Raw genomic sequence first — 18,460 nt, forward strand, 5'->3', positions numbered from 1 at the left:
AGATACAGGACGGGCCGCCAGTTCCAGCAGTTCCTGGGTTAAGGGAGAACAGGCTCGGATGAGCGAACAGGTGAGTGACCAACAGCTGGTCGAAAGAGTACAACAAGGTGATAACCGGGCTTTTGATCTGCTGGTAAAGAAGTATCAGCACAAAGTCATGAGTTTGATATCGCGTTATGTCAAACAACAGGGTGATGTAGCTGATGTTGCACAGGAAGCGTTTATAAAAGCGTATCGAGCGCTACCGAACTTCCGTGGTGACAGTGCTTTTTATACCTGGCTGTACCGAATTGCGGTGAATACAGCGAAAAACCATTTGGTTTCGCAAGGTAGAAAGCCGCCCGCATCCGATATTGATGCTGAAGACGCAGAGTTCTATGAAGGAGCTGGAGCACTCAGAGACAGTGCGTCTCCGGAAAGACAAATGTTGTCTGATGAAATCAGAGATGTGGTACTGAAAACAATTGATGATTTGCCTGAAGATTTACGTCGGGCAATTACATTAAGGGAAATTGAGGGTCTCGGTTACGAGGAAATTGCGCTAGAAATGGATTGCCCTATAGGGACTGTCCGCTCTCGCATCTTTCGCGCTCGGGAAGCAATAGATAATCAACTCCGACCGTTGCTGGAACGGTAAACTAAAGAGGGGCAGTTATGTCTCGGAATGAATCAGAATCAACATCCGCGCTGTTTGATGACCAGGTCATCAATGCTGATGAAATAGAAGCGCTACTGGATGATGAACAGGCAACGCAGGAATGGCATCGTTATAGTGTTATTCGTGCAGCCATTAAAGGGGATTTAAACGCCGATATCAGCCTGGACATTAGTGAACAGGTTCGTATTAGTGTTAATGAGGAATCTAATAAAGTTGTGACACCAGGTTTTGGTCGCTCTAAGAGCCAAAATAAAGCTGCGTCACGCTGGTTCCAGCCTTTCGCTAAAGTGGCTGTCGCGGCCAGTGTTGCTGTTGTTGCGGTAATGACTGTACAAACTTACCAGCAGCCGGCAATGCCTGAAGGGGGGAGTGCGGAACCTGCGTTACTAACCAGCCCAATTGGCGGTGGTCGTGAGCCTGTCAGCCTGAATCGGGTTGAACCAATGTCACAGATTAACGATCAGCAACGCCGTCGCCAGGTTCAGTCGTACATGATTGATCACCAGCAACAGCTTATGTTGCAGCAAAAAGCAGAAAGCGAAGAGAAACAATCTGAGCAGGAGCTCAACAAAGGTAATTAAAATCATGATATCTCGGTTGTACCGGTCTATTTTATGCGGGGCTTTTTTATTAGCAGGAAGCTCTGCTGTCAGTGCACAGCAAAATAGCGAACAAACAGAGAACGGTGCTGACTGGTTCAACCGTATGGCGGTCGCCTTAACCGAACTGAATTTTGAAGCTTCTTTAGTTCACGCGCATGGCGATCAAATCGAGCCCTACCAATGGTTACAGGGCAACGATCCTGAAGCAGGTAGTGCCGAACTTTTAATTCAAATGAACGGCCCTGATTTTCGTATTTTAAGAGTCGATGATCGGGTTGCTCACTTCAATACCTCTGCCAGTAATTACGCATTAAAATCTGATAGCATCACTGCAATTCTTCCAGCGGCTTTTGCTGAACCTTTCGAACGCTTAAGTCATAGCTACCAGGTAACAGTTGGTGGAGGCGCGAGGGTTTTGGGGCGCAATGCGCAACATATTCGCATATTAAGCAGAGACAGCCAGCGTTACAGCTATTCGTTATGGATTGATCGTAAGCATGGTATGCCGCTCAAGGTCATTATGCTGAATCAGTCAGGCGATGTGGTAGAGCAGGTACAACTGACCAGCTTATCTGTTCGTGAAACTGCGCCCGAAATAATGACCGAAATTAAAAATATTGAAATGCCCCCCATGCTTGAGGACCTTCGAGTTAAAAGGCCAACACAGTATGATGCGCACCCCCGCTGGGCACCACAAGGTTTTAGATTATTAAGTCAGCAAAGTCATACCCTGGTGTTGGATTCAACGCCAGTCGACCATTACTTGTTTTCAGATGGTCTGGCAGAGTATTCAGTTTATGTTGCAGAACTTACTGAGGGCATGGAAACCGATCTTGCGCTATCTTCCTCACAAACTTTATTCTCAAAGCGGTATAATAATTTTCTTGTGACCGTTGTGGGGCAGGTGCCGTTGGCCATGGCTCAACGCATAGCGACAGAAGTTAAATAATGAAAGAGATTGCCGAAGTTACTGCGGTTGAAGGTAACCGGGTTACAGTAACAACTGAACTTAAAACAGCCTGCTCTGGGTGTGCACAGGTTTCTAACTGTGGTGCCGGTATTCTGAGCAAGGTCTTTGCGGACAGAAATGCACAGTTCACGGTAGTAACGGAACAAGCTTTTCGTCCTGGCGAACGTGTGCAACTTGAAGTGCCTGACACTGCCGTAACGCGTTTTGCTTTATTACTTTATGGCTTACCTATACTGATGCTGCTTCTAATAGCCGTATTACTTGAGAATACAGGCACCTTAACTGAAGGCTTTATTATTTTGCTGTCTTTTGCGGGCTTCGCTTTAACCTTTTGGGGGCTAAAACGCTGGTTTCGCAAACGTGATATTCAAGTCAACGCAATGGTTAAACTGGAAACTTCAGCTGAGGTTCAGCACTCAAACCCCTGAACCGGCATAAAGTCCTTTGTTCTTGCCGCTAACATGAGTATGATCGGGGCTAATTTTTTAAGTTCCAGAATTTAGTTTTACAGAGGTATCATCAATGCCGAATAGGGCGTTCAAGCAAAGTAATATTCGTAACTTCTCGATCATCGCTCACATTGACCACGGTAAATCGACCTTGTCGGATCGCTTGATCCAGCATTGTGGAGGACTGACAGACCGCGAAATGGCCGAGCAAGTGCTGGACTCCATGGACTTGGAGCGCGAACGCGGTATTACGATAAAAGCGCAAAGTGTAACGCTCTATTACACGGCAAAAGACGGTGAGACCTATCAGCTAAACTTTATCGACACGCCCGGACACGTTGACTTTTCTTATGAAGTATCACGTTCATTAGCCGGTTGTGAAGGTGCCTTGCTGGTTGTTGATGCTGCGCAGGGTGTAGAAGCCCAGACGTTGGCAAACTGTTACACCGCAATTGAAATGGATCTGGAAGTAGTACCGGTACTGAACAAAATTGACCTGCCACAAGCCGATGCCATGGGTGTTGCTCAGGAAATTGAAGACATTGTGGGCATTGAAGCCGTTGATGCGGTTCAATGCTCTGCAAAAACAGGTCTTGGTATTGACGATGTACTGGAACGTATTGTTCGTCAGATACCGCCACCTAAGGGCGAACCGGAAGAGCCGTTGCAAGCCCTTATTATTGACTCCTGGTTTGATAACTATCAGGGCGTGGTCTCTTTAGTTCGAGTGCGTAATGGTACTTTACGGGCTGGTGAGAAGATGACTGTGATGTCTACCGGACAGTCTCATCAAATAGATAAAGTTGGTTATTTCGACCCTAAACCGCACGAAACCGGTATTTTGCATACCGGTGAGGTGGGCTATGTCATTTCTGGCATTAAGGATATTTTAGGTGCTCCGGTTGGGGATACGCTGACCAACACGCGTAATCCGGCGAAAGAACCGGTTCCGGGCTTTAAAAAAGTAAAACCTCAGGTTTATGCGGGTATGTTCCCGATAAGCTCGGACGACTACGAGTCGTTTCGTGATGCCTTAGGGAAACTGTCGTTAAATGACGCCTCGCTTTTCTATGAACCAGAAAATTCAGCAGCGCTTGGCTTTGGTTTCCGTTGTGGCTTCCTTGGTATGTTGCACATGGAAATTATCCAGGAGCGACTTGAACGTGAGTACGATATTGACTTAATCACCACTGCGCCGACCGTGGTTTACGAAGTTGAAAAAACTGACGGTAGTATGGTGAAAGTTGATAACCCGGTTAACTTGCCGCCGGTTAACGATATCGAAACCATTTATGAACCGATTGTAGAAGCTAATATTTTGGTTCCTCAAGAATTTTTGGGGAATGTCATCACTCTTTGTGTTGATAAGCGTGGTGTGCAAACTGCCATGGCTTATCATGGTAAACAAGTCTCGGTAACTTACGAACTGCCTATGGCTGAAGTGGTTATGGACTTCTTTGACCGATTAAAGTCGACCAGCCGTGGCTACGCATCGTTAGATTATCAGTTCAAGAAATTTGAACCTGCGGACATGGTTCGTGTCGATATATTGATTAATGGCGACCGCGTCGATGCTTTAGCAATGATCACTCACCGTGATCATGCGGAAGGGCGAGGCCGGTTGCTGGTTGATAAAATGCGTGAGTTAATTCCACGGCAAATGTTTGATATCGCGATTCAGGCGACCATTGGCAACCATGTTATTGCACGTTCAACGGTCAAGCAGCTGCGTAAAAACGTAACAGCTAAATGTTATGGCGGTGACATTAGTCGTAAGAAGAAGCTTTTACAAAAACAAAAAGAAGGTAAAAAGCGCATGAAGAACCTGGGTAACGTTGAAGTGCCTCAGGAAGCCTTCCTTGCGGTTTTAAAAGTGGGCAAATAGGAAATGGCCAATTATTTTTCAATTATTTTAACCTTTATTACTGTTATCTCCGGATTGTTCTGGCTCTACGATGCCAGAGTATTAAAGCCAAAGCGCAAAGCGGTTATTGCTGAGGTTGAGAACAAAACAACCAGTGCTTTAACCGATGAACAAAGAGAGAGTCTGGCACCTCAGCCTAAATTAATGGAACTGAGTGAGTCCATTTTTCCTGTTATCGCTTTGGTGTTAGTGGTTCGTACTGTGCTGTATGAGCCATTCCAGATACCTTCCGGCTCAATGATGCCAACTTTGCTGAAAGGTGACTTTATTCTGGTAGAGAAGTTCTCTTACGGTATTAAGGACCCTGTCTTTCAGGAAACTTTAGTTGAAACAAATCAACCTGAGCGCGGTGACATCGCTGTGTTTAAGTATCCGGAAAACCCAAATATTGATTATATAAAACGTATCGTGGGTTTGCCCGGTGATCGCATTATATACCGTAATAAAACACTTTATATTCAACCGGCGTGTGCTGAAGGTCAACGCGACTGTGAAGAAATGAAAGTCGTTAAATCGTCATTAAAAGAAGACGGAACCTACTTTTCCGGTTCGTCACCGCTACGGACGTACAGCGAAGACTTAGGTAACGTAACTCACGACATTCTCGTAGACCCGCGTGTTGCGTCACGTATGGCAATGTACTTTAATCAGCCGGGCACCCAAAGAGATGAATGGGTGGTACCGGAAGGCCAATACTTTGCAATGGGTGATAACCGCGATAACTCTCGTGACAGCCGCTACTGGGGATTTGTTGATGAGGAATTACTGGTCGGTCGAGCCGTATTTATCTGGATGAGTTTTGAAATGGATCGCAGTCGCGATAGTTGGTTGCCGTCATGGGTTCCTACCGGAGTTCGATTTGAAAGGCTAGGGAGTATTGAGTGAGTTTGCCCAGACCACCGTTCACGGAACTGGAAAAAATTGTAGGTCATCGTTTTGAACAGCAGGAATTGCTGCGCCAGGCAATGACCCACCGTAGTGCGTCATCGAATCATAACGAACGTTTAGAGTTTTTAGGTGACTCCATTTTGGGTCTGGTTATAGCAGAGGCTCTATACCAGCAGTTTCCTAATGTTGCCGAAGGTGATTTAAGCCGTATGCGCGCAGCCATAGTCTGCGGTCGCTCGTTGGCTAAGCTTGGTAAAAAGATGGGCTTGGGTGACTTTTTGTCTCTGGGGCAAGGCGAGCTGAAAAGCGGTGGGTATCGTCGTGAATCTATATTGGCTGACGCAGTAGAGGCAATTATTGGCGCCATCTATCTCGATAGTGAAATAGACACTGTCCGCCAAGTGATACTGAACTGGTTTCAGCCACAACTGGAACAAATTAAGCCGGGGGTCAGTCAGAAAGACCCTAAAACCCGATTGCAAGAATTACTGCAATCACGCCAGCAGCCTTTACCCGAGTACGACGTTGTTGCTACGCAGGGTCAGGCTCACAACCAACAATTTACCGTAAACTGTTCTGTAGAAGGTATCGATGACCCTTTTAAAGGCACAGGTACCAGCCGCCGTAAAGCCGAACAGGCAGCAGCAACGGCCGCTTTAGAACATTTGCAGGAGAGCGCATGACGCTGGATATTGAACTGGATGAGAATAAACACAGTGGCTTTGTTGCCATCGTTGGTCGTCCTAATGTCGGTAAGTCGACACTGATTAACCATTTACTTGGGCAAAAAATCAGTATTACCTCCAATAAACCTCAAACGACCCGACACCGTATTCTGGGCGTTGATACTGACGGTGACTGCCAGGCTATTTATGTGGATACGCCGGGTATGCATAAAGAAGAACCCCGTGCGATTAACCGTGTAATGAACCAAACCGCTTCTTCTGCTCTAAAAGACGTCGACTTAGTACTCTTTGTTGTCGAGAACTTAAAGTGGCTGGAAGATGACAAAATGGTGCTGGAGAAAATTCAGCGCAGCAAAACACCTGTTGTACTATTGGTTAATAAGGTCGACCAGCTTAAAGACAAAGAGCGGTTATTGCCGCATTTGCAGTGGTTGAATGAACAGCATTCATTTGCTGCTATTTTGCCAATATCGGCGACTCACGGCGATAATATCGACGAGTTGCGTAAAATTGTCCGTAGTCACTTGCAACCGGGGTATCACTATTATCCGGAAGACTATGTCACCGATCGTTCAGTACGCTTTATGGCGGCAGAAATTATTCGCGAGAAACTGATGCGCTTTACCGGCGACGAGCTGCCATACGAAACCACGGTAGAAATTGAGCAGTTCGGTCACTCCGAAAAGGGCACTACCCACATTCATGCATTAATATTGGTAGAGCGCGACGCGCAGAAGCGTATGATTATTGGGCAGGGCGGCAGTAAGTTAAAAACTATAGGCACTGAAGCTCGTCGTGACCTGGAAAAACTGCTGGATAATAAGGTGATGATGAAGCTTTGGGTAAAAGTGAAATCGGGCTGGTCAGACGACGAGCGTGCATTGAAGAGTCTGGGTTACCGCGAGGACTAAACAGTGGCGCAGCGGGCACTGGTGTTGCATCGTTGGGACTATCAGGAAACCAGTCTGATACTGGACTTGTTCACCGAAGATGACGGTCGAGTCCGGGTTGTTGCCAAAGGCGCAAAACGCCCGAAAAGCCCGTGGCGTGGTCTGGCTCAGCCCTTTATACCTCTACTGGCCGAATTTCAGGGGCGCAGCGAGTTAAAAACCTTAACCTTACTCGAGCCGCAGCAGACCACCGAAAGGTTGCAGCTACAAGGCGAGAAACTCTATAGCGGCTTTTACCTTAATGAGCTGATTCAGCGCTTGGTACCAGCAGAAGGTGAAGCTTCTGAATTGTTCCAAAGTTATTTATCCACTTTGCATAATATGACCGCGAGTGAGCGTGTAGAGCCTGCTTTACGTCAGTTCGAATGGCATTTGTTGCAACACCTTGGCGCTGCTTTTGACTGGTATTATGATGCCGATAGTGGTCAGGCATTATCGAATTACGACTGGTGTTACTTTATTCCCGATCATGGCTTTGTGACACAAGCCAGAGATGATCAACAACGAGCGTATTTGGTGGCTGATATTGAAAAACTGGCTGCCTGGGACGTTGACGACGAGAGTCGTTTACGGCAATTGAAATACATTATGCGTGAGGCATTATCTGTTTACTTAGGCGATAAACCACTGCGCAGTCGTGAACTGTTCCGCGGAAGCCACCCAAGCGAAAGGAGCTAAATGATGAAAGGTCTGCGTCTGGGCGTTAACATTGACCACGTAGCCACTTTACGTAATGCACGAGGCGTGCGCTACCCCGATCCTGTTGCCGCGGCTGGCATTGCCGAGCGTGCAGGTGCCGACGGCATTACCATTCATTTGCGTGAAGACCGTCGCCACATCACTGACCGCGATGTTGCCATGCTAAAGCAGACTCTGAATGTGCCAATGAACTTAGAAATGGCCGTAACAGAGGAAATGCTGGATATAGCGATAAAAACAAATCCGACATTCAGTTGTCTGGTGCCGGAAAAGCGTGAAGAACTGACGACAGAAGGCGGCCTTGATGTTGCTGGTCAACTGAACTCTATTACTCAGGCAACTCAACGTCTGACTGAGGCTGGTATTCAGGTGTCGTTGTTTATTGATGCTGATCGCGAGCAAATAGACGCCGCTAAAAATGCTGGTGCCCCTATTATTGAACTGCATACGGGGCAATACGCTGAAGCAGAAACTGAGCAGGAGAAAACACGGGAATTAGCTCGCTTAATGGAAGCTGCCGAATATGCGCACTCTATTGGGTTGCAGGTAAACGCCGGGCATGGTCTGCACTATCACAACACATTAGAAGTTGCACAAATACCACAAATGGTAGAACTGAACATTGGTCATTCTATTATTGCCCGTGCGGTACTAGATGGTCTGGATAAAGCTGTCCGCGATATGCGGGAGATACTCGATAAGGCAAGATAATGGCGATAGTAGGACTGGGTACGGACATCATTGAAGTGTCTCGTATCGAGAAGTCGTTAGCGCGCGGCGATAGTTTGACCAAGCGTGTATTGACCCCGACAGAACAGGAAGAAATGAGCGCATCGGTTGACGAAGCGGCGTATTTAGCCAAACGATTTGCCGCTAAAGAAGCTTGTGCTAAAGCCTTTGGGCGGGGTATTTCGGCCGGACTTTCATTCCAACATATGCAAGTGGTTCACGACGAGTTCGGTAAGCCGGGCTGGCATTTCACAGATACTGCCGCACAATGGATTGAAGAGATGGGGGTTGTTGCAAGTCATTTGTCGATAAGCGACGAGCAGCATTACGCCGTCGCAACGGTCATTTTAGAATCTGAATAAACTGGGTTAAAAACAACCAAAATGGCGCAATTCTTTAAACCGCAGAAGCGTAATAAATCCGTGAGTAAAACCCTGAGAGCGCAGGTTTCTGCGTTGGATCATCAGGCGCGGGCGGTTATCCGGGGTGAGGGTAGTAAAAAGCAAACACGCTTTATTATGGGGGCCTTACCCGGCGAAGTTATTCAGTACAAAACAACCGGCAAGCATAGCGGCACGCTTGAACGCATTCTGGAGCCAAGCGCTGACCGCCGGGATGCTCCCTGTAAATACTACGACCAATGCGGTGGTTGCGACTTTCAGCATGTGGCTGAAAGTTATCAGTTAGGCCACAAAAAACAAGTGGTGGAAGAGCTGTTCCAGAAGTTCGGTGTGTTTGACTCAGCGACCGAGAATTTGCCCTGGCAAGCACCGCTAGTTAGCGAGCCCACAAGGTACCGCCGGCGAGTGCGGTTAGCAACGCGCTGGTTAGGCAAAGAGCAAAAGCTGCTTATTGGTTTCCGGGAAGCGCAAAGCCATCAGATTGTTGCGGTTGATGACTGCTTAGTGGCCGACGAAAGTTTGTTGCAAGCTGTGAATAGGCTGTATCCGGTACTGAATACTTCAAGTATTGCAACTAAGCTGGGCCATTTAGAAGCTATTCACACCAATAAGCCAGTTATTTTATTGCGTATAACGGACAGCTTGCCAAAAGACGCTCTGCAGTCACTAGGGAGTTGGCAGGCAGAACATAATGTCGATATCTGGCTGCAAAGCGAAAACGAATTAACGCCACTGAACAACGCAGGTTTACCCTTTGATACATCCATAGACGGCGACAAACTCTACTTTCAGCCGGGTGACTTTCTGCAGGTTAACGGCGGTATTAACGAACGTATGGTGCAGCAGGCGGTCGACTGGCTAGCACCTGAGAAAACACAGCGAGTGTATGACTTTTTCGCAGGTATTGGTAATTTCAGCATTCCACTGGCACGCCGGTCGAAATCTGTGTTAGCCGTCGAAGGAGTCTACCGCATGGCGAAGCAAACGCTCAGCAACGCAGAAGCCAACGGTTTGAATAACTTAACGTCGCTGTCTGCTGACTTGAATGACATTAGTGCGTCCGACTTAAAAGATCCTGCAGATTTATGGTGTCTGGACCCGGCACGTCCGGGTGCGGAAGGTGTCATGACATTACTCAAAAAGCTCAAACCTGAGCAACGACCTTCCCGAATTGTGTATGTGTCTTGTGCGCCTGACACACTCGCGCGCGACTTGGCTATAATCGCTGGGTTAAAATCTGATAAAAAGAGCTCCGACTACCGTATAACTAAGCTCTGCACAGTTGACATGTTCCCGCAAACGCATCACATTGAAACCATGGTTTGTCTGGAACGAGCGTCGTAAATCATGGTCCATGTACGCAGTACCCACGTGGATGATCCCAAGTATAAAGACAGTGAACAGCATTGGCTGAACGCTGTGAGTGATCCTGAGCCATTAGAAAGCACTCTGGAGCAGTTAAAGCAGCAATTTCCGAAAGAAGAAGCAGCGCTGTTAAAAGGCCAGGAAATGGTTGAAATACTGGCTCCACTCAAGCTCGATGCCGAATCGCTGCTGGCGGCGCTGTATATGCCTCTTTTAGAAGCCGGCAAACTCGATTTAGATAAATTAAACGGTAAACAGTCTAAAACCCTGGTAGTGCTGTTGCGCAATGTGCAACAAATGCAGAGTATCGGTGACTTACAGCATTTTCAGCACGGCCAGCCCGACGGCGGCCAAATAGATAATGTGCGACGCATGCTATTGTCCATGGTAGAAGACGTGCGTGCCGTATTGATAAAACTGGCAGAGCGTATCTGCTACCTGCGTGAAGTGAAAAAAGCCGATGAAGAAACTCGGGTGCTGGCCGCCAAAGAGTGTGCTGAAATTTACGCGCCGTTGGCCAATCGCTTAGGCATAGGCCAGCTGAAATGGGAGCTGGAAGACATCTCCTTTCGCTATTTGCACCCTAATACCTATAAAACCATTGCCAAACGCCTGCATGAGCGTCGGACCGACCGCGAGCAATATATTGATAATTTTGTCTCTGAGCTGCAAAACGCGCTGAGACAGCAAGGTATCGATGCAGACGTTTACGGACGCCCTAAGCACATCTACTCGATTTGGCGCAAAATGCAGAAAAAGCATCTGCAGTTTGATCAGCTGTTCGATATTCGCGCTGTACGTATTCTGACGCACAACCTGAAAGACTGTTACGCAGCCTTGGGTGTGGTGCACTCGCGCTGGCGGCATATCGCGTCGGAGTTTGATGACTACGTGGCAACACCAAAGCCAAACGGTTATCAGTCTATCCATACGGTGGTTATTGGTCCCGAGCACAAAAACGTTGAAATTCAGATACGTTCGCACGACATGCACGACGACGCCGAGCTGGGCGTAGCCGCGCACTGGATGTACAAAGAAGGCGCGTCGGCGGGTAAACGTCACGGCTTTGAAGACAAAATAGCCTGGCTGCGTAAGCTATTAGCCTGGCACGAAGATATGGCTGGCAGCGAAACTCTGGTGGATGAAATTCGCTCGCAGGTATTTGAAGACCGCGTTTACGTTTTTACCCCAAAAGGCGAGGTAGTCGATTTACCCATGGGCTCTACGCCGCTGGACTTTGCTTATTACATTCACAGCCAGGTTGGTCACAAGTGTATTGGCGCGAAGATCGACGGTCGCATTGTGCCTTTTACCTATCAATTGCAGAATGGTGACAGGGTTGAGATTTTAACTCAGAAGAATGCTCAACCACGGCGTGACTGGCTTAACCCACAGCTAGGGTACTTGCATTCCTCTAGGGCGCGAGCCAAGGTTCATACCTACTTCAAAAAAGAAGACAGAGAAAAGAACCTTCAGGCGGGTAAAGAACTGCTGGAAAACGAACTGCAGAAGCATCAATTACATGTTCAGGACGCGAGCAAAGCGGTAGGGCGATTTAATGTGCCCACACTGGATGACTTACTCGCCGCCATTGGTGCTGGTGATGTGCGCCTGCATCAGGTGGTGAATTTCCTGAAACCTCAGGAAACCGAAGTAGAAAAAGTTGAGCGTTTAACTAAACGCCGTAAAGCCAAGCAGTCGCCGAAAACACCGAAGTCTGATGTAACGGTAGAAGGCATTGGTAATTTAATGATGCACTTTGCCAATTGTTGCGAGCCCCTGCCGGGTGAGCCTATTACCGGTTTTATTACTCAGGGCCGGGGCGTATCTGTGCACCATAGAGACTGTGATCAGTTAACGCATTTATTGCATCAGCACCCTGAACGCGGCATTGAAGTGTCCTGGTCTGGGCACTCCAAGCAGGAATACCGGGCCAGTTTGCGAGTATCCGCATTAGACCGTAACGGCCTGCTGCATGACATTACCAGCGTGTTGTCGAATGAGAAGGCTGCGGTAGCGCAAATGGACAGCGAAAGCGATGCTCAGTCACAGTCGGCTACGGTGGTGTTAACCTTAACGGTAAAAGACAGCGACGCACTCAGTCGAATTATGGACAGACTGCGGCAGGTGCATGGTGTTGAACAAATCCAGCGAATCACTTTAAAGCATTAGCCATTTGAAACATCAGCCAATAAAACAGTGGGGGTAGCTCAGTGAAAGGAATGCAACAGCTGCAACAGGTTATGGCACAGCTGCGAAATCCAGAAAGCGGTTGCCCATGGGACTTAAAGCAGAACATGATCTCGTTAATTCCTTACACCATCGAGGAAACCTATGAAGTTGTTGATGCTATTCAGTCGGGAAACTGGCAGTCGATAAAGGACGAACTGGGTGATTTGCTCTTTCAGGTGGTGTTCTATGCCCAATTAGCGCGAGAAGAACAGCAGTTTGAGCTCGATGACATAGCTGCACACACCGCCGATAAGCTTATAAGCCGACATCCTCATGTATTTGGTACTGATTCCGAACGGAACCTGTCTGACGCGGAAATTAAGGCTCAGTGGGAACAAATAAAGCAGCAGGAGCGTACAAAGAAAGACGCTAAAGGCTCCGTGTTTGATGACATTCCCAGTCAACTGCCCAGCGTTTTAAAAGCTGCTAAGCTGCAAAAACGTGCTGCGTCAGTGGGCTTTGACTGGACCGAGGCGGAGCCTGTTTACGCCAAAGTGGACGAAGAAATACAGGAAGTAAAAGAAGCTACAGACCAGGACCACATTGAAGAAGAAATTGGTGACCTGCTGTTTGCCGTTGTAAATTTAGCCCGCCACAAACAAGTAAACCCCGAAGCCGCACTGCAACGCGCCAATGAAAAGTTCAAAAGCCGTTTTCAGAATATAGAGCAGCGCTTAGGTGAGCAGGGTAAAAACGCTACCGACTGTAACCTCGACCAGCTCGAAGCTCTTTGGCAGCAAGCTAAGCAGGTCTAGTGGCATGGCGTAGCCTGACATTCAAATCAGGCACCTGGAACGTTCGCCCCAAAGTTGATGTTGAGTCGGTGGGTGATTGGTGCGAAGGTAATATCTTTGAAGAAGATCATGCTCATGGGGTGAGAAACCTGGTAACGGATCCTGAGCTGCTTTCCGAAATAAAATAATAGAGGCAGTGATGCGATTGTGGATGTAAGTTATAGAGTGTAAAGCTGAAAAACTGGAGACTGAAGATGCCTAATTTTTTATCATATAAATTAATGTCTGCTGCTTTAAAATGCAGTTCTCAGCTTATGCTCGGAGCACTCTTGATTGGCGTTCTTGGCTTTACACCTCAGTCTTATGCTCAGAGTTCTCAGGGCGCCACCCTGGATGCAACTTCTCATGAAGAATTAGCACAGTCGCTGGACGAGCTTTCTTACACGACGACCAAAGCTGACTACGAAGCTATGATACACACGTTGAATCTAATGGTGATTGACCGGTCCCATGGGGAAGTATTTCGACCCTTGCCTTCTGCAGTAAAAGAGGTAGGTGACATTGTGCACGGTATGACTCCTACCGAGATCATTGAGCTGGGACAATCACTGAAAAGTCCTCCGGGGACCGAATTGGTAGACCAACTCTATTTAATGTCGATACGACCACGCACAGAAGAGCAGAGCGAGAGAATTTACTCGCAAATTTTGCTTATTGCTCTTGCGGGGTCTGCATCACACCTGAAGTTTTCCGAGGACGTTTCAAGCGATATTTCTCTCTATAGCGGCTCTTCGTCCCCGAACAAGAAGCTGGAAGAAAATGTAAAAAAAGTGAGTCGCACTCTGATACCGACATTAGAGAAATGCTCTATAGCGGCTGAGGAGTTGAGAGCTAGTGGCGAGGATAATCTTAGTGATTTTCCTAAACTTGTGGCTATGAATAGTATTATTGACGTGATGTCTGATCGCCTAAGTAATATGGAAGAATTTAAACGCTACAGGGATACGCTTTACTCTTATTTCTCGGTGTATTTTTCCAGTCGGTCAGATCGACGAGTTTGTAAGAATACTCTTTTACCCGGACTGGGACTGGAAGAAGAAGATGAAAAATCACTCCTTTTGTGCGCAGTATATGACTCATTGAATACTTGTATGACCGAATTGCGTCATGAACAAAGAGTAATAAGAGGGACGGTTTCAGAAACGCCGTGAATAAACAAGAGATGGACAAAGACGCTCGGCGTATACGTTAGTTTGTTGAAGCCGTTGTGTGCGGGCAAAAACTCATAGCCACTGATTTGCTTTTCTGGGCTAAAAAAATTACCGTAGTTAACGTTTTTATAACGATTCGCTTAGAGTTTCACAGTCGGTTAGCGAGGTTACCCACAAAGCACAGGGGAAGTGGCATGATAAAACAGTTTATTTTTACTCTAGTTGGTGTCCTCGCTGTCAGCGGCTGCGCATCCACAAAAAACACCGTTGAATACCCTAACTTAGCAGTAACCGATAATGAGTTGGCACAGCCTAAGTGGGCTGCTCTAAAAAGGTTTCCCGCAAGGTATCCCGAGCAAGCGGTGGTTAATTCGCTAGAGGGCTGCGCCACAGTTGAATACGTTATAACGCCGGATAACGAAATCAAAGACGTTGCGGTTGTCGAATCTACTAATAGGCATTTTTCTGTGGCAGCCAAAGACGTTATTACAAACTGGAAATGGAAAGACCTTTCCAACAACATTATTTCTGAGCCCGTTAAAACACAAACACGCTTCGATTTTTGTTTCGATAAAGCAAACCAGGCTTGCTCAACGATAGAACCAGAGTATTCCTGCCCGGGGGAAGATATTATTTATTCACGTGGGATGAAGGTGCGTTAACTGGGAGTAAATAATGACGGATTTAAAAGATTCTTTTTTGTTTATAGTCGCAGTTGTTTGTTTATTAGTTTTCATCGGAGCAATAATTGACATTGTTTTTTACTGGCCAAGCACCGGCTTTGACTGGATGTTTCTTGGTAAAAATATCCTTTACGCCTTAGGCACCGGTTATTGGGTTTGGAGGCTTCTGATTATGCTTTACCGAAAACGAAAAGTGCTTGAAACAGAGAGTTATTAGGGAAGTGTTGTAATGCGTTGCATGGAATACGTCAGATTTAGACATATTAGCTAGTGAAAAACGTGCTAACGACATTCGGAGAAAAGTTGTGAGTGATTCATCTTATCAAATGCCTTTTGGTTCGCTCCTTATTCCCTGCATTATTGCCGCTATTGGAGCCCCTATATTGCTGAATCAGTTTGGTTTTGAATATAACCCAATAAGTGACGGATTTGATATTGCAAACTTTGCGATAGATATGGGCGTATTTGTAGCCATTGCTGTGATTGCTTCGTTCCTCTATCAATCAATTTTTAAGGTAGTCAAGAAAGAACACTAGGAGACTCCCATTAAATACCTCTGGATAGTGATTTTTACCATAGTTTTAGTCTGGTCGGGTATTAACCCTAAAGACCCATTTACCTGGTTGCTTGAAGTAGCTCCGGCGGTAATTGGGGCTGTGCTGTTGGCTCTCACCTATAATTCATTTCGTTTAACGCCTTTGCTATACGCATTCATTCTGGCGCATTGTGTGGTTTTAATGGTGGGCGGACACTACACATACGCGGAAGTACCTTTCTTCGAGGGGCTATTCGGCGCAGAGCGAAATAACTATGACAAGTTAGGTCACTTCTTTCAGGGCTTTGTGCCTGCGCTGTTGGCAAGAGAAATATTAATTCGAAAAAACATTGTGAATGGTGCTGTATGGCGCAACATTATTATTGTTTCAATATGCCTGGCCTTTAGCGCCTTTTACGAGTTACTGGAATGGTGGCTTGCCCTTGCAACCGGTGAGGATGCTGAAGCTTTTCTTGGTACTCAGGGTTACGCTTGGGATACTCAATCTGACATGGGCTTTGCTCTGATTGGTGCCATTCTCTCGTTGTTTATCTTGTCCAAGAGTCATGATAAGCAACTTAAAAGTAAATAAGGTTTCATGTGAAGTATTCGTGATGTTTTTCTAGCGAAATCTCTTTAGAGATCATGAACTGATCTTTTAATTAGGTATATATTTCTGTATAAATAATGTTTCAATTTTGCATTGGAAGGCTATTTAGGCTTAAGGACAGGGCGTTGAAAAAAGTAAGTATTATTTTTGCGAGCACGTTATTCGTTATTTCTTGTAGCTCAAATACCCAGAGCGATAAGACAGAGACAAAGTTCCTGGATCTGTCAGCTGCGGAGCACTCGGAACTTGCTGATGACTACTGGACTATCAGCAAACATATCCCTCCTCAATACCCGGCTTCAGCCGCGCGGAATGATGTGTCCGGTTGCGTCAATGTTGCTGTAGGTATTGGTTCAGATGGACGCGCTAAAGGGTATGAAGTTCGCTCATCTTATCCAAAGGGTGTATTTGATGACTACGCAGTTGCGGCACTTCAAAAATGGAGGTGGGAAGCAACTGAAAAAAATTCGGGGCGTACACCGATATTAAAGACCGTTCAGTTAAACTTTGCGATGAAAGAAACCCCGGATGACCATGAATATATTGAGAATTGCTCATCTAAAAGGTAAGAAGATTAGCGTGTAAGAAGTTTTTCCAATGGAGCCTGTTTGAAGGCTATAAGTGGGCTAAGAACGAATCAATCGTTTAACGACATAAGGAATTAAGTTTTGAACTTTAATGCAACACTGTTAGGTCAAGTAATTTTAATCTTTATCCCAATAATAGTCATTTTAAGCTACTACCTTGGGAAAAGGAAAACACAAACACCTAAGCTGGCAACCTTAATCGGTTTTATTTTAGCTTTCATTCCACCCTTAGCGTTAATCTATGTAGCGGCATTAGTGATTAAAAATGACGTTCGGGTCTCAGAATAAAAGGTTTTTATATGAATAAAATTTTATTACTTCTCGGCGCTTTACTTTTATCGGGATGCACAAGTTCGGACATGCTTTACTATTTGACTCATCCTACCGATTCTTCCGATAAACCTTCTACGGCGGCTATCTATACAGGAGCGGCACTTATTCTAGGTGAAATGAAAGAAGAGTGCAGTTATGGTCATCCTGAAGACCAAATTAACTGCAAAAAAGAAAAGGAAGCTAGAGAGCGCAAGAAATAATGCCGACTTTAAAAAGTCAGCCTACTTTAGCCGATTTTCAGGAATATGTTACTGAGCTTGAAGCGGAACGGGGTTTTTCTGAACAAACCGTTAAAGACAAGTGCTTGCTACTCGGAGAGGAAGTGGGTGAGTTATTTAATGCTGTTAGAAAAGTTGAAGGGCTAGCGATAGATCACCAATCTGAGATCGGTGAGGTCAATGATGAACTGGCAGATGTTTTTATTTATTTATGCGCTATTGCTAACCGTTACAACGTAGATCTTGAAAAAGCTTTTCTAGCGAAAGAAGCGAAGAATAAGCAACGAACCTGGACAAAAAGTCGATGAGCTTTAAGTTTTAACGTGAAGATTAACCACAACATCCCGAAATATCGGTTTTATCACCGGCTTTTACTGCTCGAGCATCGCGAATAATGCGTATTGCAGAGCGCAGCACAATTAAAGCAATTACTGTGGCTATCAGTAAATCTGGCCATGCCATGTCTAGCTGAGCAACCAGCAGAGCAGAAGCAATTACACCCGTGTTCATGAGCATGTCATTGCGAGAACATATCCAGCTGGCGCGGATATTAATATCACCGTTTCTGGAACTGTATAAAAGCGCAAAGCAAAGCACGTTAACCACCAGCGCTAAGCCTGCCACCCATAACATCATGTTTGCATTGGGTTGGCTGCCAAAAATTAAACGTTGCAACACATCTGCCAAAACCACCAGCGCTAGGACGGTTTGTAGTGTACCGTTAAAAATTGCTGCATTGGCTTTGTATTTAATGGCTTTGCCAACCGCGTATAAACTGACCGCATAAACCAATGTATCGGCCAACATATCCAGTGAGTCAGCAATAAGGCCACTGGACTGTGCTAACCAACCAGCAATAAATTCAACGAAAAACATAACGCCGTTAAGAACCAGTACAGTCCATAACAATCGTCTTTGTGCTTTATCGATGTGTTCTTGTGCGGTGGTGCCACAGCAGGATGACATAAGGTAACTCCAGATGGGTTTGGCTGGCGC

The 18,460-nt window shown here is 46.2% G+C and carries 23 protein-coding genes and 1 pseudogene; 23 read left to right on the forward strand and 1 reads right to left on the reverse strand.

Annotated features, from left to right (window positions below; genetic code table 11):
* The first annotated feature begins 58 nt into the window (after nt 1–58).
* The 23 genes and pseudogenes from rpoE to ACP7FG_RS00780 all read left to right on the forward strand — a co-directional run bounded on the left by rpoE (nt 59) and on the right by ACP7FG_RS00780 (nt 17,772).
* Complete coding sequence (gene rpoE, locus ACP7FG_RS00670) at nt 59–637, forward strand: RNA polymerase sigma factor RpoE (protein WP_054488120.1); 579 nt, start codon at nt 59–61, stop codon at nt 635–637.
* A gap of 17 nt (nt 638–654) precedes the next feature.
* Nucleotides 655–1,239 (forward strand): sigma-E factor negative regulatory protein, encoded by a 585-nt coding sequence (locus ACP7FG_RS00675; RefSeq protein WP_439225217.1) that lies wholly within the window; start codon nt 655–657, stop codon nt 1,237–1,239.
* 4 nt (nt 1,240–1,243) lie between these two features.
* On the forward strand, nt 1,244–2,209 hold the full coding sequence (locus ACP7FG_RS00680) for a MucB/RseB C-terminal domain-containing protein (protein ID WP_439225218.1): 966 nt from the start codon (nt 1,244–1,246) through the stop codon (nt 2,207–2,209).
* Nucleotides 2,209–2,658 carry a SoxR reducing system RseC family protein gene (locus tag ACP7FG_RS00685; protein WP_439225219.1) on the forward strand — a complete coding sequence of 150 codons (450 nt, stop codon included), beginning with the start codon at nt 2,209–2,211 and terminating at the stop codon, nt 2,656–2,658. Before ACP7FG_RS00680 ends, ACP7FG_RS00685 begins: the two co-directional genes overlap by 1 nt.
* A gap of 94 nt (nt 2,659–2,752) precedes the next feature.
* Nucleotides 2,753–4,564 (forward strand): translation elongation factor 4, encoded by a 1,812-nt coding sequence (lepA, locus tag ACP7FG_RS00690; protein ID WP_054488116.1) that lies wholly within the window; start codon nt 2,753–2,755, stop codon nt 4,562–4,564.
* A gap of 3 nt (nt 4,565–4,567) precedes the next feature.
* On the forward strand, nt 4,568–5,488 hold the full coding sequence (lepB, locus tag ACP7FG_RS00695) for a signal peptidase I (RefSeq protein WP_199494191.1): 921 nt from the start codon (nt 4,568–4,570) through the stop codon (nt 5,486–5,488).
* Entirely contained in the window at nt 5,485–6,174 is a 690-nt protein-coding gene (rnc, locus tag ACP7FG_RS00700) for a ribonuclease III (protein WP_439225220.1), read from the forward strand. The genes lepB and rnc overlap by 4 nt, the downstream gene beginning before the upstream one ends.
* Nucleotides 6,171–7,088, forward strand: coding sequence for a GTPase Era (era, locus tag ACP7FG_RS00705; protein WP_417434929.1), 918 nt, complete (start codon nt 6,171–6,173; stop codon nt 7,086–7,088). Before rnc ends, era begins: the two co-directional genes overlap by 4 nt.
* 3 nt (nt 7,089–7,091) lie before the next feature.
* Nucleotides 7,092–7,805, forward strand: a complete 714-nt coding sequence (recO, locus tag ACP7FG_RS00710) for a DNA repair protein RecO (protein ID WP_439225221.1) — start codon at nt 7,092–7,094, stop codon at nt 7,803–7,805.
* A gap of 3 nt (nt 7,806–7,808) precedes the next feature.
* Nucleotides 7,809–8,537: a pyridoxine 5'-phosphate synthase gene (gene pdxJ / locus ACP7FG_RS00715; protein ID WP_439225446.1), complete on the forward strand. Its 729-nt coding sequence runs from the start codon at nt 7,809–7,811 to the stop codon at nt 8,535–8,537.
* A complete protein-coding gene (gene acpS, locus ACP7FG_RS00720) occupies nt 8,537–8,917 on the forward strand; it encodes a holo-ACP synthase (protein WP_439225222.1) in 381 nt (126 codons plus the stop codon). Before pdxJ ends, acpS begins: the two co-directional genes overlap by 1 nt.
* Nucleotides 8,918–8,938: 21 nt before the next feature.
* Nucleotides 8,939–10,300: a 23S rRNA (uracil(1939)-C(5))-methyltransferase RlmD gene (locus tag ACP7FG_RS00725; RefSeq protein ID WP_439225223.1), complete on the forward strand. Its 1,362-nt coding sequence runs from the start codon at nt 8,939–8,941 to the stop codon at nt 10,298–10,300.
* A 3-nt stretch (nt 10,301–10,303) separates the two neighbouring features.
* On the forward strand, nt 10,304–12,493 hold the full coding sequence (gene relA / locus ACP7FG_RS00730; RefSeq protein WP_222235445.1) for a GTP diphosphokinase: 2,190 nt from the start codon (nt 10,304–10,306) through the stop codon (nt 12,491–12,493).
* A gap of 50 nt (nt 12,494–12,543) precedes the next feature.
* Entirely contained in the window at nt 12,544–13,308 is a 765-nt protein-coding gene (gene mazG / locus ACP7FG_RS00735) for a nucleoside triphosphate pyrophosphohydrolase (protein WP_439225447.1), read from the forward strand.
* Nucleotides 13,309–13,340: 32 nt separating this feature from the next.
* Nucleotides 13,341–13,475, forward strand: a pseudogene (locus tag ACP7FG_RS00740) (delta-class carbonic anhydrase); the annotation flags it as partial.
* 126 nt (nt 13,476–13,601) lie between these two features.
* Nucleotides 13,602–14,498, forward strand: coding sequence for a hypothetical protein (locus ACP7FG_RS00745; protein ID WP_439225224.1), 897 nt, complete (start codon nt 13,602–13,604; stop codon nt 14,496–14,498).
* 194 nt (nt 14,499–14,692) lie between these two features.
* A complete protein-coding gene (locus ACP7FG_RS00750) occupies nt 14,693–15,160 on the forward strand; it encodes an energy transducer TonB (RefSeq protein ID WP_439225225.1) in 468 nt (155 codons plus the stop codon).
* A gap of 13 nt (nt 15,161–15,173) precedes the next feature.
* A complete protein-coding gene (locus ACP7FG_RS00755) occupies nt 15,174–15,398 on the forward strand; it encodes a hypothetical protein (protein ID WP_439225226.1) in 225 nt (74 codons plus the stop codon).
* Between the two features lie 88 nt (nt 15,399–15,486).
* A complete protein-coding gene (locus tag ACP7FG_RS00760) occupies nt 15,487–15,717 on the forward strand; it encodes a hypothetical protein (RefSeq protein WP_416510751.1) in 231 nt (76 codons plus the stop codon).
* Nucleotides 15,718–15,726: 9 nt separating this feature from the next.
* Nucleotides 15,727–16,308, forward strand: coding sequence for a DUF2238 domain-containing protein (locus ACP7FG_RS00765; RefSeq protein WP_439225448.1), 582 nt, complete (start codon nt 15,727–15,729; stop codon nt 16,306–16,308).
* Between the two features lie 143 nt (nt 16,309–16,451).
* Nucleotides 16,452–16,895: an energy transducer TonB gene (locus tag ACP7FG_RS00770; protein WP_439225227.1), complete on the forward strand. Its 444-nt coding sequence runs from the start codon at nt 16,452–16,454 to the stop codon at nt 16,893–16,895.
* A 317-nt stretch (nt 16,896–17,212) separates the two neighbouring features.
* Nucleotides 17,213–17,446 (forward strand): hypothetical protein, encoded by a 234-nt coding sequence (locus tag ACP7FG_RS00775; RefSeq protein WP_199494953.1) that lies wholly within the window; start codon nt 17,213–17,215, stop codon nt 17,444–17,446.
* Nucleotides 17,446–17,772 (forward strand): MazG nucleotide pyrophosphohydrolase domain-containing protein, encoded by a 327-nt coding sequence (locus ACP7FG_RS00780; RefSeq protein ID WP_224797326.1) that lies wholly within the window; start codon nt 17,446–17,448, stop codon nt 17,770–17,772. The genes ACP7FG_RS00775 and ACP7FG_RS00780 overlap by 1 nt, the downstream gene beginning before the upstream one ends.
* Before the next feature lie 22 nt (nt 17,773–17,794).
* On the opposite strand, the gene ACP7FG_RS00785 is transcribed toward ACP7FG_RS00780, so the two are convergent.
* Nucleotides 17,795–18,430, reverse strand: coding sequence for a cation diffusion facilitator family transporter (locus ACP7FG_RS00785; RefSeq protein WP_224797327.1), 636 nt, complete (start codon nt 18,428–18,430; stop codon nt 17,795–17,797).
* Between the last annotated feature and the right edge of the window lie 30 nt (nt 18,431–18,460).

The organism is Idiomarina sp. ST10R2A5 (genome assembly GCF_051842325.1).
GTDB classification, from domain to species: domain Bacteria; phylum Pseudomonadota; class Gammaproteobacteria; order Enterobacterales; family Alteromonadaceae; genus Idiomarina; species Idiomarina abyssalis.

What these genes read in the sequence shown, in the direction of transcription:
- mazG (WP_439225447.1), top strand. Translation starts at nt 12,544, where the DNA reads ATGCAACAGCTGCAACAGGTTATGGCACAGCTGCGAAATCCAGAAAGC.
- lepA (WP_054488116.1), top strand. Translation starts at nt 2,753, where the DNA reads ATGCCGAATAGGGCGTTCAAGCAAAGTAATATTCGTAACTTCTCGATC.
- ACP7FG_RS00745 (WP_439225224.1), top strand. Translation starts at nt 13,602, where the DNA reads ATGCTCGGAGCACTCTTGATTGGCGTTCTTGGCTTTACACCTCAGTCT.
- acpS (WP_439225222.1), top strand. Translation starts at nt 8,537, where the DNA reads ATGGCGATAGTAGGACTGGGTACGGACATCATTGAAGTGTCTCGTATC.
- relA (WP_222235445.1), top strand. Translation starts at nt 10,304, where the DNA reads ATGGTCCATGTACGCAGTACCCACGTGGATGATCCCAAGTATAAAGAC.
- era (WP_417434929.1), top strand. Translation starts at nt 6,171, where the DNA reads ATGACGCTGGATATTGAACTGGATGAGAATAAACACAGTGGCTTTGTT.
- ACP7FG_RS00785 (WP_224797327.1), bottom strand. Translation starts at nt 18,430, where the DNA reads ATGTCATCCTGCTGTGGCACCACCGCACAAGAACACATCGATAAAGCA.
- pdxJ (WP_439225446.1), top strand. Translation starts at nt 7,809, where the DNA reads ATGAAAGGTCTGCGTCTGGGCGTTAACATTGACCACGTAGCCACTTTA.
- ACP7FG_RS00680 (WP_439225218.1), top strand. Translation starts at nt 1,244, where the DNA reads ATGATATCTCGGTTGTACCGGTCTATTTTATGCGGGGCTTTTTTATTA.
- ACP7FG_RS00780 (WP_224797326.1), top strand. Translation starts at nt 17,446, where the DNA reads ATGCCGACTTTAAAAAGTCAGCCTACTTTAGCCGATTTTCAGGAATAT.
- ACP7FG_RS00675 (WP_439225217.1), top strand. Translation starts at nt 655, where the DNA reads ATGTCTCGGAATGAATCAGAATCAACATCCGCGCTGTTTGATGACCAG.
- ACP7FG_RS00725 (WP_439225223.1), top strand. Translation starts at nt 8,939, where the DNA reads ATGGCGCAATTCTTTAAACCGCAGAAGCGTAATAAATCCGTGAGTAAA.
- ACP7FG_RS00775 (WP_199494953.1), top strand. Translation starts at nt 17,213, where the DNA reads ATGAATAAAATTTTATTACTTCTCGGCGCTTTACTTTTATCGGGATGC.
- rpoE (WP_054488120.1), top strand. Translation starts at nt 59, where the DNA reads ATGAGCGAACAGGTGAGTGACCAACAGCTGGTCGAAAGAGTACAACAA.
- lepB (WP_199494191.1), top strand. Translation starts at nt 4,568, where the DNA reads ATGGCCAATTATTTTTCAATTATTTTAACCTTTATTACTGTTATCTCC.
- ACP7FG_RS00685 (WP_439225219.1), top strand. Translation starts at nt 2,209, where the DNA reads ATGAAAGAGATTGCCGAAGTTACTGCGGTTGAAGGTAACCGGGTTACA.
- ACP7FG_RS00750 (WP_439225225.1), top strand. Translation starts at nt 14,693, where the DNA reads ATGATAAAACAGTTTATTTTTACTCTAGTTGGTGTCCTCGCTGTCAGC.
- ACP7FG_RS00755 (WP_439225226.1), top strand. Translation starts at nt 15,174, where the DNA reads ATGACGGATTTAAAAGATTCTTTTTTGTTTATAGTCGCAGTTGTTTGT.